General features: G+C 76.2%; 10 protein-coding genes and 1 riboswitch. Of the genes, 7 read left to right on the plus strand and 3 right to left on the minus strand.

Features of this window, described 5'->3' with window-relative positions; genetic code table 11:
* The first annotated feature begins 86 nt into the window (after positions 1-86).
* The 4 genes from D0Z06_RS10545 (at position 87) to D0Z06_RS10560 (ending at position 7,009) form a co-directional block, all read left to right on the plus strand.
* Complete coding sequence (locus tag D0Z06_RS10545; protein ID WP_117377322.1) at positions 87-2,816, plus strand: MGH1-like glycoside hydrolase domain-containing protein; 2,730 nt, start codon at positions 87-89, stop codon at positions 2,814-2,816.
* A 364-nt stretch (positions 2,817-3,180) separates the two neighbouring features.
* Entirely contained in the window at positions 3,181-4,599 is a 1,419-nt protein-coding gene (locus tag D0Z06_RS26275) for a LysM peptidoglycan-binding domain-containing protein (protein WP_199522245.1), read from the plus strand.
* Positions 4,600-4,931: 332 nt separating this feature from the next.
* Positions 4,932-5,555, plus strand: a complete 624-nt coding sequence (locus D0Z06_RS10555) for a hypothetical protein (RefSeq protein WP_117377323.1) — start codon at positions 4,932-4,934, stop codon at positions 5,553-5,555.
* Positions 5,556-5,690: 135 nt separating this feature from the next.
* Positions 5,691-5,841, plus strand: a riboswitch (cyclic di-AMP (ydaO/yuaA leader).
* 244 nt (positions 5,842-6,085) lie between these two features.
* Entirely contained in the window at positions 6,086-7,009 is a 924-nt protein-coding gene (locus D0Z06_RS10560; protein WP_117377324.1) for a hypothetical protein, read from the plus strand.
* A 24-nt stretch (positions 7,010-7,033) separates the two neighbouring features.
* Here D0Z06_RS10560 and D0Z06_RS10565 read toward each other — a convergent pair whose 3' ends face one another.
* Entirely contained in the window at positions 7,034-9,424 is a 2,391-nt protein-coding gene (locus D0Z06_RS10565; protein ID WP_117377325.1) for a transketolase-like TK C-terminal-containing protein, read from the minus strand.
* Positions 9,425-9,617: 193 nt separating this feature from the next.
* On the opposite strand from D0Z06_RS10565, the gene gdhA reads away from it, so the two are divergent.
* From gdhA to D0Z06_RS10580, 3 genes are all read left to right on the plus strand, one after another.
* Positions 9,618-11,021 (plus strand): NADP-specific glutamate dehydrogenase, encoded by a 1,404-nt coding sequence (gene gdhA, locus D0Z06_RS10570; RefSeq protein WP_458339533.1) that lies wholly within the window; start codon positions 9,618-9,620, stop codon positions 11,019-11,021.
* A 109-nt stretch (positions 11,022-11,130) separates the two neighbouring features.
* Positions 11,131-11,652, plus strand: a complete 522-nt coding sequence (locus D0Z06_RS10575; protein ID WP_158579935.1) for a copper chaperone PCu(A)C — start codon at positions 11,131-11,133, stop codon at positions 11,650-11,652.
* Between the two features lie 8 nt (positions 11,653-11,660).
* Complete coding sequence (locus D0Z06_RS10580) at positions 11,661-12,533, plus strand: DMT family transporter (RefSeq protein WP_117377327.1); 873 nt, start codon at positions 11,661-11,663, stop codon at positions 12,531-12,533.
* Positions 12,534-12,557: 24 nt separating this feature from the next.
* Here D0Z06_RS10580 and D0Z06_RS10585 read toward each other — a convergent pair whose 3' ends face one another.
* Positions 12,558-13,976, minus strand: coding sequence for an amino acid permease (locus tag D0Z06_RS10585; protein ID WP_117377328.1), 1,419 nt, complete (start codon positions 13,974-13,976; stop codon positions 12,558-12,560).
* Positions 13,973-14,392 (minus strand): hypothetical protein, encoded by a 420-nt coding sequence (locus tag D0Z06_RS10590; RefSeq protein WP_147332014.1) that lies wholly within the window; start codon positions 14,390-14,392, stop codon positions 13,973-13,975. Before D0Z06_RS10590 ends, D0Z06_RS10585 begins: the two co-directional genes overlap by 4 nt.
* Between the last annotated feature and the right edge of the window lie 18 nt (positions 14,393-14,410).

Consider the following 14,410-nt stretch of genomic DNA (forward strand, 5'->3'; position numbering starts at 1 on the left):
CGCCGGCGGGTACGCCTGACCCCGTCCGCCCCCACCCGCCACTCGCGTGACACGGGGCCGACACGAGCCCGTGGCACTGTGGGATCGTGCCTCCCGCAGTCCCCGGCGCTCCGTTCGAGCCGCGCACCGCCCCTCCCGGCCCCCAGGACGCGGGCGGTCCCCGCAGTGCCGAGCACGCCCGCCTGGCCGGGTCCGCCGACATGTCGGCGCCGTGGCGGCTGTGGGGGCCCTACCTCGCCGGCCGCCAGTGGGGCACGGTGCGCGAGGACTACTCCGGGGACGGCGACGCGTGGTCGTCCTTCCCGTTCGACCACGCGCACGCCCGCGCCTACCGGTGGGGTGAGGACGGCCTCGGCGGCATCTGCGACCGCTACGGCTTCCTCAACTTTTCGGTCGCCCTCTGGAACGGGAAGGACCCCGTCCTCAAGGAGCGGCTGTTCGGCCTCACCAACGAGGAGGGCAACCACGGGGAGGACGCCAAGGAGTACTGGTGGGCCGTCGACGGCACGCCCACCCACTCCTGGATGCAGTGGCTCTACCGCTACCCGCAGGCCGAGTTCCCCTACGAGGAGCTGCGCCGCGTCAACGCCGAGCGGTCCCGGCTGGAGCGCGAGTACGAGCTGGCCGACACCGGCGTCCTCGACGAGGACCGCTTCTTCGACGTCCAGGTCACCTACGCCAAGGCCGCCCCGGACGACGTCTGCATCGTCGTCACCGCCACCAACCACGGCCCCGACCCCGCACCCCTGCACCTGCTGCCGCAGGTGTGGTTCCGCAACACCTGGTCGTGGGGCGGGGACAAGCGGCAGGGCGTGCTCACCCAGCTCCTGGCGCCGACGCTCACCGTCTCCGGCCTGGAGGCGGTCGAGGCCGAGCACGGCTTCCTGGGCCGCTACCACCTGGCCGCAGAGGGCGACCCCGTCGTCCTCTGCTGCGACAACGAGACCGACGCCGTGACGCTCTTCGGCGCCGAGCGCAACGCCAGCCGGTACCCCAAGGACGGGATCGACCGCCGGGTCGTGCACGGCGACGAGTCGCGGATCAACCCCTCGGACTCCGGCACCAAGGCCGCCTTCTGGTACCGGTGGGACGCCGTCGGGCCGGGGGAGAGCGTCAGCGTGCGGCTGCGGCTGCGCCGTGCGGCCCCGGACGAGGACGTCTTCGGCCCCGGGTTCGACGCGGTGCTGGCCGACCGCCGCGCCGAGGCCGACGACTTCTACGCCTCGGTCATCCACGAGAGCCTCTCCGACGAGGACCGGCACGTCGCCCGCCGCGCCTACGCGGGCCTGCTGTGGACCAAGCAGCTCTACCGCTTCGACGTCGCGCAGTGGCTCGACGGCGATCCCGACTTCCACGCCCCGGAGGCGCGGCGCCGGCGGGGACGGCGGAACACCGGCTGGCGGCACCTGGCGCTGGCCGACGTCATCTCCATGCCCGACGAGTGGGAGTACCCGTGGTTCGCCGCGTGGGACACCGCCTTCCACTGCATCCCGCTGGCCCACGTCGACCCGGACTTCGCCAAGGAGCAGCTGGTGCTCATGTGCCGGGAGTGGGCGATGCACCCCAACGGCCAGCTGCCGGCCTACGAGTGGGCCTTCGGCGACGTCAACCCGCCGGTGCACGCCTGGGCGGCCTGGCACGTCTACCGCATCGACGGCTACCGCGACCAGCAGTTCCTGGTCCGGGTGTTCACCAAGCTGCTGCTCAACTTCTCCTGGTGGGTCAACCGCAAGGACGCCGGCGGGTCGAACGTCTTCGAGGGCGGCTTCCTCGGGATGGACAACATCGCCCTGTTCGACCGCTCGGCGCCGCTGCCCCCGGGCTACCGGCTCGAGCAGTCGGACGCGACGAGCTGGATGGCGTTCTACTGCCAGCAGATGCTCAAGATCGCGCTGGAGCTGTCCCGGTTCGACCAGGCCTGGGACGGGACGGCGACCAAGTTCTTCGAGCACTTCCTCGCCATCGCCCAGGCGATGAACGCCTTCGGCTCGCACGAGGTGTCGCTGTGGCACGAGGAGGACGGCTTCTTCTACGACGTCCTCGTCGCCCCGGACGGCACGGCCGAGCCGCTGCAGGTGCGCTCCATGGTCGGGCTGCTGCCGATCCTGGGGGTCACCGAGATCCCGCGGTGGGTGGCCCAGCTGCCCGACGTCGCGGAGCGGGTGCGCTGGCTGCAGCGGCGCCGGCCCGAGCTGATGCGGCCGCTGCGCAGCCGGTCCGGGCCCGAGGGGCGCAAGATGCTGCTCTCGCTGGTCGGGGAGGAGCGGCTGGCGCGCATCCTGCAGCGGATGTTCGACACCGACGAGTTCCTGTCGCCCTACGGCATCCGGTCGCTGTCCAAGGCCACCGGTCAGGTGTTCGCCCAGGTCGGCGGCCGGGACGTCTCCATCGAGTACGAGCCGGGGGAGTCACGCACCAAGCTCTTCGGCGGGAACTCGAACTGGCGCGGCCCGGTGTGGTTCCCGGTCAACGTGCTGCTCGCCGACAAGCTGCGCACGCTCGGCCGGTACTACGGTGACGCGTTCACCATCGAGATCCCGACCGGGTCCGGCCACCGCTGCACCCTCGTCGAGGCCGCCGACCTCGTCGACAACAGCCTCACCGCGCTGTTCCGGCCGGTGGGCGGCAAGCGACCGGCCGACGGCAAGCGGATCGAGTCCAGCGACTCGGACCTCTGGCGGGAGCACCCGACGTTCAGCGAGTTCTTCGACGGCGACACCGGCGAGGGCCTGGGCGCCACCCACCAGACCGGCTGGACGGCGCTGGTGGCGCACCTGCTCAACCCGCGGCTGCCCCCGGACCCGCGCTTCACCTGACCGGGCCCTGGCGGTGACCCCTGCTCGACCAGGACGGTGACGCGCCGGGGTCGCCCTTGTACTCCGCGTAGGCAGGAACACGCCAGACCGTCGCGGAGTGGGGTGCATCACGGCGACAGTGCACATCACCCGCCGTAGTGTCTTGGCTGCGCTCAGCAAACGAGAGAGCGCGGCGCCGGTCCGCCCAACCCTGCCCACCGGTCGTCCACCGATCCGCCCAGGGCAGGGGTGGGGGACCCACACCCGTCGCCCGGTGCCGGCTGCGGCCGGACCGCGCGCCTCCGGGGTGAAGCCGCGCGCTCGCGGCCGGGCACCGATCGCCCGAACCCGACAGCTCACCTCGCCGGCGGTGATCGGGAGATCCATGTCCAAGCACCGCGCACCCCGCTACGTCCGCACCAAGCAGGCCCTCGCCGGGGTCCCGGTCGCCGCCGGCGCCACGGTGGTCGGCATCGGTGTCCTGGCCAGCCCGGCCCAGGCCGCCGCCACCCACGACTGGACCGGCGTCGCCCAGTGCGAGTCCGGCGGCAACTGGGCCATCAACACCGGCAACGGCTACTACGGCGGCCTGCAGTTCGCCCCTGGCACCTGGGCTGCCTACGGCGGCACCGGGTTCGCGCCGCGCGCCGACCTCGCCACGCCGGCCCAGCAGGTCGAGGTGGCCGAGGCCGTGCTCGCCGGGCAGGGCATCGGCGCCTGGCCGACCTGCGGGAAGCACCTGGCCGGGGGCACCACCCCGGCGGCCGTCCCGTCCGCCGCCCCCGCGGCGCCGGCCGCCGCACCGGAGCAGGCGACCGCCGCCCCCGAGCAGGCCGCCCCCGAGCAGGCCGCTCCCGAGCAGGCCGCCCCCGAGCAGGCCGCCCCCGAGCAGGCCGCCCCCGAGCAGGCGGGGGAGCGGGGTGGCGCCGCTGCCGGGGAGGCCCACACGGTCCGGCGCGGTGACACCGTGGCCCGCATCGCGGCGGCGTACGGCGAGCGGTGGCGGGACCTGTACCAGCGCAACGCGGACGTGATCGGCGGGAACCCGAACCGCATCTACCCCGGCCAGGTGCTGCGCTTGACCGGGGCCGCGCCGGCCCAGGAGGGGGCGGGGGAGAGCTCCGCGGACCGCTCGTGGGACCGCGACGGCTCGTGGGACCGCGATGGCTCGTGGGACCGCGACGGCTCGTGGGACCGCGACGGCTCCGGGGACCGCGCGTCCCGCGGTGAGCGCACCGGTGGGTGGGAGCGGGACGGGGCCGCCGAGGCCGCGCCGGCGCCCCAGGCCGCCGCTCCCGAGGCGCCTGCACCCGAGGCCGCCGCGCTCGAGGCCGCTCCGGTTCCGTCCGCGGGGGAGTCCGCCCCGGCGGTCGCCGCGCCGGTCGCCGCCCAGGCTGTCGAGGCCGCGCCCGCCCCGGAGCAGGCGGCCGTGACCAGCGGCGCCGCCGTCATCAGCAACACCGCCGGAGCCGTGAAGCCGCAGGTCCAGGCCGCCGCCGACCAGGTGGTCGCCAACGTGCGGGGCGCCGCGCTGATCACCATCGGCGGCACCCGCGCCAGCGCGGCCGATCCGGGCGGGCACCCGGCGGGCCTGGCGCTGGACTACATGGTCCACGACGACGCCGCCCTGGGCGACGCGATCGTCGCCTACCACCTGGCGCACTGGGACGAGCTGGGCGTGGACTACCTCATCTGGCAGCAGCGCATCCTCTCCTCGCCGGACGGCGCGTGGAAGCCGATGGCCGACCGCGGCAGCGCCACGGCCAACCACCTCGACCACGTGCACGTCAACCACGTCGGCTGACGCGTCCCCGTGCGGGCACCCCCGCGCAGACGTCCTAGACATCTGTTGCGGCGCCGATCCGGTACCCGCATGCTTCAGGCGGGCGGGGCCCTGGGCGTGGTCCCGGGTGAGCCCCGCCCGCCAGACGGCAGCGGATCGATGTGTGGGGCGCATCGCTCCGGGTAACCATGAGCATGAAACCGGCCCCGGCGTGGTCGTGCAGTCCCCGCGCCGGGGCCGTGCCGTGTCCGGGGTCTGCCGGGGCCAGGGCCTGCCGGGGCCGGGGCCTGCCGCCGGGCGGGCCCGACGGCCACCCCCGGCGCCCCCGCGGCCCGCCGCTAGGGTCGGTGCCCATGCCGTCGAGTCCACCGCGCGAGGCCACCGCGGACACCGTCCGGGACCTCGGGCTGCCCACCCGGACGGTCAGCGCGCTGACCCGGGCCGGGGTGACCCGCACCGAGCAGCTGGCCGCGCTGACCCGGCGGGAGCTCGCCGCCATCGACGGCGTCGGCCCGGGGGCGATCGCGGCCATCCGCGCCGTCGTCCCCGAGCCGCCCGGCCGGCTCGCCCCGGGAGGCCGGCCCGCGCCGCTCCCCGGCATGCCCGGCGCCGCGGACGACGGCCCGGACGACGGCCCCGACGACGGCCCGGCCTCGCCGGCCATCCCGTCGTTCGCGTCGCTGCGCGGCTCGTGGCGGCCGGCGGTCGACGCGCTCGTCGGCGGCGGCCCGGCGCCCGCGCCGCCATCGGGGGAGCGGGGTGCAGGGGAGCCGGGCCCGCCCGAGCCCCGGGCGCAGGAGCAGGACCCGCCCGGGCCCGGTGCGGGGCAGCGGCGTCCGCAGGCACCCCGGCCGCCGGAGTACGCCGACCTCGTGGTGCTCGGCGTGCGCCTGGTCCAGGCCGCCGCGGCAGTGCCGTTCCGGGTCGTGCGGTGGTCGGTGTGCGCCCCGGTCCGGTGGCTCGGCGCGCGCCGCTGACGCCGGCGCCCGGACCGGAGCGGAACACCGCGACGACCGTCACTTGACGAATCGACGATCGCCGATTGTCACGAGTCGATAACGCGTCTACGGTGAGCCGGTCCGGTCGGTCGATCCGTCCCCATCCGGGGGCCCGGCCGGGCGCCGCCGAGTCGCCCCCCGGGGCGAGCCGGGGACCCACCGCAGTTCTGGGGTGAATCCGCCCCGGGCGTCCCGCCCGGGCCGGTAGGGCCGCTTCCCGCCCGAACCCGTCAGCTAACCCGGTAGGCGGCTCCAGGGAGAAGGAGAGCCGCCCGATGGCGTGCCCGCGCACCGCACCAGCCCGTCGTACCCGGGTGGCCCCCCGCCACTGACCCGGCGCGACCGGCCCGGCCTCTCCACCGCACCCGAGCACCCCCGCTCGACCGGCTCCCCCCGGCTGCCCCGGTGGGCCCGTGCCCGAGGACGGTCGCCGCCTCCGCCCGACCGCACCCCGCCGCAGCGGCGCGCCCCTGCCCGCCGCTGCGCCCGCACCCCCGGAGCACCCCCGCATGGACCCCCGCACCACCACCATCGGACGTCGGCGCCGCGCCCTGCGCCGCCCGCCGGTGCGCCGCCGTCCCGCCCTGCTGCTCGGCGTCGCCGCCGCCGGCGCGCTCACCGTCAGCGTGCTCACCGGCACCGGCCCGGCCGCGCAGGCCGAGGCCGGGACGGCGGAGACCGCCAGCAGCCGCTCGGTCGACGTCGCCGAGGAGCTCGGGCTGCCCGGCGAGGCCGCGCCCCCCGCCGAGGCCGTGCCCGCGCCCGACCTGGAGGCGCTCGAGCAGCTCACCGCCAGCCGCAGCACCCGGCAGGCCGACCGCAGTGCCGCCCAGCAGGCCCAGGCCGCGGCCGACCAGGCCGAGCTGGACCGCCGGGCCGCCGAGGAGGCCGCCCGCGCCGCCGAGGCCGAGGCGGCCGCGCAGGCAGAGGAGGCGGCCGCGCAGGCCGCGGCGCAGGCGCAGGAGGCCGAGGCGCAGCAGTCCGGGGAGCAGGAGGCCCAGGCGCCGGCCGCGAGCACCCCGGCACCCGCCGCGGCTCCGCCGCCGGCCGCGTCGGGCACCGCCGCGCCGGCCGGGGCCGCGCGCGTCACCAACACCGCCGGGGTGATCAAGCCGGTGGCGCAGGCCGCCGCCGACGCCGTCGTCACCCACGTCCCGGGCGCCGCCGGCATCACCATCGGCGGCACCCGCGCCAGCGCGGCCGACCCGGGCGGGCACCCCTCGGGTCTGGCCCTGGACTACATGTGCACCCCGGCCCTCGGTGACGCGATCGTCGCCTACCACCGCGCCCACTGGGACGAGCTCGGCGTCGACTACCTCATCTGGCAGCAGCGGATGCTCAGCTCGCCGGACGGCGCGTGGAAGCCGATGGCCGACCGCGGCAGCGCCACGGCCAACCACCTCGACCACGTCCACGTGAACTACGTGGGCTGACCCACCACCGGGCCCCGGCGGCGGTCAGTCGACCAGGTCCAGCGCCACGCCCACGACGGTGTCGGTGTCCAGGCCGTGCCAGCGGTAGACGGAGGCGAGGTCGCCGCTCTGCCCGAAGGACGTGACCCCCAGGTGGGTGGCGGGCACCCGGTGCACGCCGGCCAGGAACGCCAGCGTGTGCGGGTGGCCGTCGAGCACCGTGACCAGCGGGGCGGCGCGATCGGCCGGGAAGACGCTGTCGAGCACCCACGATGGCGCGTCGCCGAGCCCCCGGCGGGCCTGCAGCGCCCGGAACAGCAGCCCGGGGCTGGTGACGCAGACGACGTCGGCCCCGATGCCGAGCGCGGCGAGCCGGTCGGCCGCGGCCAGCGTCTCCGGCACGACCGCGCCCATGGCGACGAGCGTGACCGCCGCTGACGCGGCCCGGCGCAGCGGGTAGGCGCCGGCGACCACCTGGCGGCGGCGCCGCTCGCGGGCGGCCGGGTCGGCGGGGACGGCGGCCAGCGACTGGTCCACCGGCCGGGTGGACAGCCGGAGGTAGGCCGAGCGCCCGCCCGCCCGGCCCAGCCGGGCCATGGCCGCGAGCAGGCACCACTCCGCGTCGAGGGCGAACGCCGGCTCCCAGGTGTCGCACCCGGGCTGCTCCAGCCCGAGGGAGGGCGTGGTGACCGACTGGTGCGCCCCGCCCTCGGGCGCCAGCGTCACCCCCGAGGGCGTGCCGACCAGGATCGACTGGCCCCCGGCGTAGATGCCGAACGACCACGGCTCCAGCGCGCGGGCCACGAACGGGTCGTACAGGACGCCGATCGGCAGCAGCGGCTGCCCCCACCGGCTCCACGTCGCCCCGAGCTCGCCGAGCAGCCCCACCAGGTTGGTCTCCGCGATGCCGAGCTCGACGTGCCGGCCGTCAGGGCGCTCCCGCCAGTGCAGGACGGTCTCGGCGTCGTCGGCGAACCAATTGTGCCGGTCCTCCGACGCCCAGACCCCGACCTTGTTCACCCAGCCCCCGAGGTTGGTGCTGGAGCTGACGTCGGGGCTGACCGTGACCACGCGGTCGGCGACGTCCGGGGCGGCGCGGGAGAGGTCCAGCAGGGTGCGGCCGAGCGCGGCCTGGGTGGTCGCCGTCCCCGAGGGGGTGCGCCCCAGGTCCGCGGGGACGGCCGGGGGCGGCACCGGCTCGACCGGCGCGCGGCGGAGCCGTTCGGACGCCGCGGCCACCAGCCGCCCGCCCGGGCCGTCCGCGGGCAGCGCCGCCCACGGGTCGGCGGGGTCCGCCCCGAGCAGCGCGGCCAGCTCGTGCAGCTGGGCCTCGGTCAGCAGGGCCGAGTGGTTCTGCGGGTGGCCCTCGGTGGCCAGCCGGTGGCCCTTGAGGGTGTAGGCGAGGACGACGGTGGGGCGGGTGTCGTCGATCGCGGCGAACGCCTCCCGCAGCGACGCGAGGTCGTGCCCCCCGAGGTTGCGGACCGCCGCGGCCAGCTCGGCGTCGGGGACGTCGGCGACCAGGCGGGCGACGTCCCCGGCCCCCGGACCGTCCCCGGGCAGCGCCGCGCGCAGCTCCGCCGGGCCGCGGCGGAGCATCCGCTGGTACTCGGCGTTGGGCATGTCGTCGATGCGCCGGCGCAGCGCGGCCCCGCCGGGGCGGGTGAAGAGCTCCTCCAGCAGCCGCCCGTACTTGACGGTGAGCACTTGCCAGCCCGCCGCGGTGAACATGCCCTCGAGCCGGCCGGCGCCGAGGGTGGGCACGACCCGGTCCAGCGACTGCCGGTTGAGGTCGACCACCCACACCACCTCGCCGAGCTCGGCCACCATCGGGTCCAGCACCGCCTCCCAGACCGCGCCCTCGTCGAGCTCGGCGTCGCCGACCAGCGACCACTGGCGGCCGGACCCGCCGCCGCCGAACCGCCGGTCGACGTAGCGGCGGGCGAGCGCGCCCCAGAGCGGCGCCGTCGCGCCGATCCCCACCGAGCCGGTCGAGTAGTCCGCCGGCACCGGGTCCTTCAGCCGCGACGGGTAGGACTGCAGCCCGCCGAACGCGCGCAGCGTGGTCAGCCAGGATGCGTCGAGCTGGCCCAGCAGGTACTCCAGCGCGTGCAGCACCGGCGAGGCGTGCGGCTTCACCGACACCCGGTCCCCGGCGCGCAGCTGCTCGAGCCACAGCGCGGTCATGATCGTGACCATCGACGCGCTGGAGGCCTGGTGCCCGCCGACCTTGAGGCCGGAGGGGTCCGGCCGGAGCCGGTTGGCGTGGTCGACGATCGCGGTGGCCAGCCACAGCACGCGGTCCTCGACCTGCCGCAGCGCGGCATCGGCGTCCGCGGCGGCGCCGGTGTCCGCGGTGGTGCCGGTGTCCGCGGTGGTGCCGGTGCTCGGCTCGGTGCCGGCACGGCCGGGTGCGGGGTCGACGGTCAGGCTCATGGCGGGTGCTCCCGGCTGCGGTGGCGGAGGGGACGCCCGCGAGCGGACCACGCGAGGTCGGCGGCGCACAACCGGGGTCCACCCGGCTGGGCAGCGTGCGCAGCCCGGGCGGTGCGCCGGGAGGGCGGCGGGCGTGGTGGGATCGGCGGTGCCCGGCAGCGGAACCCGGGAGCACCAGGAACGGAGCACCACGATGACCAGCACCACGATGACCAGCACCACGATGACCAGCACCACCGCGACCGGCACGATCCCGGCGCTCCCGCCGGTCGTCGAGCGGATCTACGAGGACGTGCTGCGGCGCAACGCCGGCGAGCGCGAGTTCCACCAGGCCGTCCACGAGGTGCTGGAGTCGCTGGCCGTCGTCCTGAACCGGCACCGCGAGTACACCGACCTGAAGACGGTCGAGCGGATCTGCGAGCCCGAGCGGCAGATCATCTTCCGCGTCCCCTGGCAGGACGACCGCGGCGAGGTGCACATCAACCGCGGCTTCCGGGTGGAGTTCAACTCCGCGCTCGGCCCCTACAAGGGCGGGCTGCGCTTCCACCCGTCGGTGAACCTGGGCATCGTCAAGTTCCTCGGCTTCGAGCAGGTCTTCAAGAACGCGCTCACCGGGATGCCGATCGGCGGGGGCAAGGGCGGGTCGGACTTCGACCCCAAGGGCCGGTCGGACACCGAGATCATGCGCTTCTGCCAGTCCTTCATGACCGAGCTCTACCGGCACCTCGGCGAGTACACCGACGTCCCGGCCGGCGACATCGGCGTCGGGGCCCGCGAGATCGGCTACCTGTTCGGCCAGTACAAGCGGATCACCAACCGCTACGAGTCCGGCGTCATCACCGGCAAGGGCCTGGGCTGGGGCGGTGCGCTGGTGCGCACCGAGGCCACCGGCTACGGCGCGGCGTTCTTCGCCGCGGCGATGATGGCGGCGGCCGGGGAGTCCTTCGACGGCCGGCGGGCGGTGGTGTCCGGCTCGGGCAACGTCGCCGTCTACGGCATCGAGAAGATCCACCAGCTCGGCGGCACCGTGGTCGCCTGCTCGGACTCCAGCGGCTACGTCGTCGACGAGAAGGGCATCGACCTCGAGGTCCTCAAGCACGTCAAGGAGGTGCAGCGGGCGCGCATCGACGTGTACGCCGAGCGGGTGCCGTCGGCCTCCTTCGTGCCGGGCGGCAGCATCTGGGACGTCCCCTGCGACGTCGCCGTCCCGAGCGCCACGCAGAACGAGATCGACCGGGACGCCGCCGCGACGCTGGTCCGCAACGGCTGCCGCTACGTCGTCGAGGGCGCCAACATGCCCTCGACCCCGGAGGCGGTGGGCCTCTTCCGGGAGGCCGGGACCCGGTTCGCGCCCGGCAAGGCGGCCAACGCCGGCGGGGTCGCCACCTCGGCGCTGGAGATGCAGCAGAACGCCTCGCGCGACCGGTGGACCTTCGAGCACACCGAGGACCGGCTCGAGGAGATCATGCGCGACATCCACACCCGCTGCTTCGAGACGGCCGACGAGTACGGCTCGCCCGGTGACCTGGTGCTCGGCGCCAACGTGGCCGGCTTCCTCGAGGTCGCCGAGGCGGTGCACGCCCTCGGTCTGGTCTGATCGGACGGCGGGCCCCGCACCCGGCCCGCACCGGGCGCGGACCCCTGTCGGGGGCGCCGGGTCGGCGGCAGACTGGCATCCCCGCCCCTCCGAGCCGCCGGGAGGTCCCGTGCCCCGCAGGCAGGTGGTGCCGGCCGGCACCGGGACGGCGCGGCTCGCCCGCGTCGGAGCCGCCGGGGTGGCTGCCGTGGTCGTCGGTGTCGCCGGCTGCGACGCCGGTCTGGACGCCCAGACCGCCCAGGAGGTCCCCGACACCCCGGGCGTCGACGGCTCGGTGGGCCAGGTCGACCTCGACGACGTCTACCTCGACTCCGGCTCGGACGTCGCGGCCGGCACGGAGGTCCCGCTGCGGGCGGCGCTGACCAACGAGGGCGAGTCCCCGGACACGCTGACCAGCGTCACCACGCCGGCGGCGCAGTCGGTGCAGCTGCTGGACGAGAACGGCGACCCGGCCACCGGCGGGATCCCGCTGCCGGCCGACGGCCAGGTGGACGCGACGACCGGCCCGCAGCGGATGCGGCTCGAGGGGGTCACCTCGACCATCGGGACGACGGAGACGGTCCCGGTCACGTTCGTGTTCGCGACCGCCGGTGAGGTGCGCCTGGACGTGCCGGTCGGCACCGCCGGGTAACCGGTCGGGTGACCGGGCTCGCGGCCGCGCTGGCGCTGCTCGCGGCCCTGCTGTTCGCGGTGGCCTCGGCGGTCCAGCAGCGCTCGGCGGCCGACGTCCCCGACGAGCGCGCCCGCGGTCCGGCGCTCCTGCTCTCCCTCGTCCGACGCCCGCGGTGGTGGGCGGGCACGCTCAGCGACACGGCCGGGTACGCCGCCCAGGCGGCCGCGCTGGGCCTCGGCTCGCTGCTGCTGGTCCAGCCGCTGCTGGTCACCACGGTGCTGTTCGCGCTGCCCCTGGCCGCCCGGTGGGCGGGCCGGCGGCTGCGCCGGTCGGACTGGGCGTGGGCCGCGGCGCTCGCCCTCGCGCTGGCGGCCTTCGTGGTGACCGGCGAGCCCACCGCCGGCGCCGACCGCGCCGGCGTGCGGGAGTGGGCGCCGGCCCTGGTCGTCCTGGGCCTGCTGGTCGGCGCGTGCCTGCTCGGGGCCGCAGTCCGCCGCGGGCCGGTGCGGGCACTGCTGCTCGCCGTGGTCAGCGGGGTGGCCGCCGGCCTGGCCGCGGCGCTCACCAAGGGCGTGGTGAGCCTCCTCGACGACGGTGTCCCCGCCCTGCTGAGCAGCTGGGAGACCTGGCTGCTGGTCGTCGCCCTGGTCGGCGGGACGGTCGTGCAGCAGTCGGCGTACCAGGCCGGGGCCCTCGAGGCCTCGCTGCCGGCGATGACCGTCGGGGAACCGGTGGTCGCGGTCGCGCTCGGCATCGCCGTCCTCGGCGAGCACCTGCGGGCCGGCGGCACGGAGTGGGTGCTGGTCGGGGTGCTGGTCGCCGTCATGGCCGCCGCCACCCTGGCCCTGGCGCGCGCCGCGGCCAGGAGCGCGCCCCCGGTGCCGGCCGCGGTGCCCTGAGGAACGCGGTGCCCTGGGACCCGGTCAGGCCGACCGGGCGGCCTCCGGAGCCGGTCCGGCCCGCCGGCGGGACAGCAGGGCGAACACGAACGGCGGGAGCGACAGCACCACGGTGGCCAGCGCCAGCAGCAGCACGTAGCGCACCGTGTCGCCGGTCTGCAGCTGGCTCGGCGGGACGAAGCCCAGCAGGAAGGACGCGACGCAGCCGAGCAGCCCGACCCCGCCGACGAGCCACACGCCCGGCAGACCCCCGGGGATGCGGTAGGGCCGCGGCGTGCCCGGCTGGGTGTAGCGCAGCCGGATCACCGCGGCGAACACCAGGGCGTACATCGTCACGATGACCTGGGCGGTGACGGCCGAGAGCATCCAGTAGGACGTGCTCACGCTCGGCACCGCGACGAACAGCAGCGCGAACACCGAGCCGGCCACCCCCTGGACGAGCAGCAGCGCCACCGGGACGGCGTTGCGGTTGGTGCGCCCCAGCCGCGGCGGCGCCAGCCCCTCCTGCGCCACCGCCGCGACCCCCTTGGCCGGGCCCAGGACCCACGGCATGAGGTGGGCGACCCCGCCCAGCGCCACGAGCAGTGCCAGCGGGGCCAGCAGCCAGCCCAGGGAGAACGTGTCGAGCACGCCGGCGAACAGCTCCATCGTCCCCGACACGAGGCTGATCTCGTGCCGCGGCAGCACGAAGGCCATGAACAGCGAGCCCAGCACGGAGAACGACACGGTGATCGCGACGGCGAGGAAGATCGCCCGGGGCACCGTCCGGCCGGGGTCGCGGGTCTCCCCGGCGTGGAAGCCGGCCATCTCCATCCCGGTGAACAGCAGGATGATGCCGCCGAGGAAGGCCAGGTTGCCGAGCCCGACGTCGGGGACCAGTGCGCCGGGGGAGAACGGGATCTGCGACGGGTTGCCCTGCAGCAACCAGGCCGCGCCCAGGGCCACGACGAGCAGCGCCGGGAGCAGGGACCCGGCGACGGTGCCGACCGCGCCGATCGCCGCCGACGCGCGCGCCCCGGCCAGCGCGGCCGCCGTGGTGCCCCAGAAGAACACCAGCATGACCGCCACCAGCCAGAGCCGGTCGCCGGCCAGCCCGGGGTCGACGGCGTAGGCGAGGGAGGCCGCGATGAAGGAGAGCACGGTCGGGAACCAGGCGACGTTCTCGGCGTAGTCGCACCAGACCGCCAGGAAGCCGGTGCGCCCGCCGAAGGCCTCCTTGACCCAGGCGTACACGCCGCCGTCCCGCGGCCAGGCGGTGCCGAGCTCGGCGGCGGCCATGGCGACCGGGACCAGGAACACGGTGACCGACAGGGCGAACAGCAGCAGCATCGCCCACCCGTACTCGGCCATGACCGGCAGGTTCCGCGCGCTCACGATCGACGCCACGTTGATCATCGCCAGCGCCAGGACGCCGAGCCGGGCGCTCCGCCCCGCGCGCGTCACCGGGCACCGGCCGCGTCGAGCGCGCGGGCGAGGGCCCGGTGCACGTCGTCGTCCCCCTCCCCGCGCACGAGCACCGTCCCGTCGCCGAGGGTGCGCACGGCACCGCTGCCGCGGGGGCGGAGCAGCGACTCGAACCGCCGCGCGGCGGCGTCGCGGTCGGCCGCCGTGGCGAAGCGGTCGACGACGACCGTCGCGCCCTCCGCCGGGCAGCGCACCGCCAGGTCGTAGACGCGGCTGGCGACGGCGCCGCCCGCCAACCCGCCGGGCTCGTCGACCACCCGGCACACCTGCAGCCCCGCCGCGGCGGCGGCCGCCTCGACCCGCTCGAAGACGACGTCCCCGAAGGGGGCGCGGCCGTGGCCGGCCCACTGCACGAGCCCCAACGCGCCGAGGGTGGCGGCGAGCACGAGGACCACAGCCGAGGCGGTGCGGCC

Source organism: Geodermatophilus marinus (assembly GCF_003428645.1).
GTDB lineage: Bacteria > Actinomycetota > Actinomycetes > Mycobacteriales > Geodermatophilaceae > Geodermatophilus.

Coding starts and splice junctions, on each gene's coding strand:
- gdhA (WP_458339533.1), top strand. CDS start 9,618: ATGACCAGCACCACGATGACCAGCACCACGATGACCAGCACCACCGCG.
- D0Z06_RS10555 (WP_117377323.1), top strand. CDS start 4,932: ATGCCGTCGAGTCCACCGCGCGAGGCCACCGCGGACACCGTCCGGGAC.
- D0Z06_RS26275 (WP_199522245.1), top strand. CDS start 3,181: ATGTCCAAGCACCGCGCACCCCGCTACGTCCGCACCAAGCAGGCCCTC.
- D0Z06_RS10565 (WP_117377325.1), bottom strand. CDS start 9,424: ATGAGCCTGACCGTCGACCCCGCACCCGGCCGTGCCGGCACCGAGCCG.
- D0Z06_RS10560 (WP_117377324.1), top strand. CDS start 6,086: ATGGACCCCCGCACCACCACCATCGGACGTCGGCGCCGCGCCCTGCGC.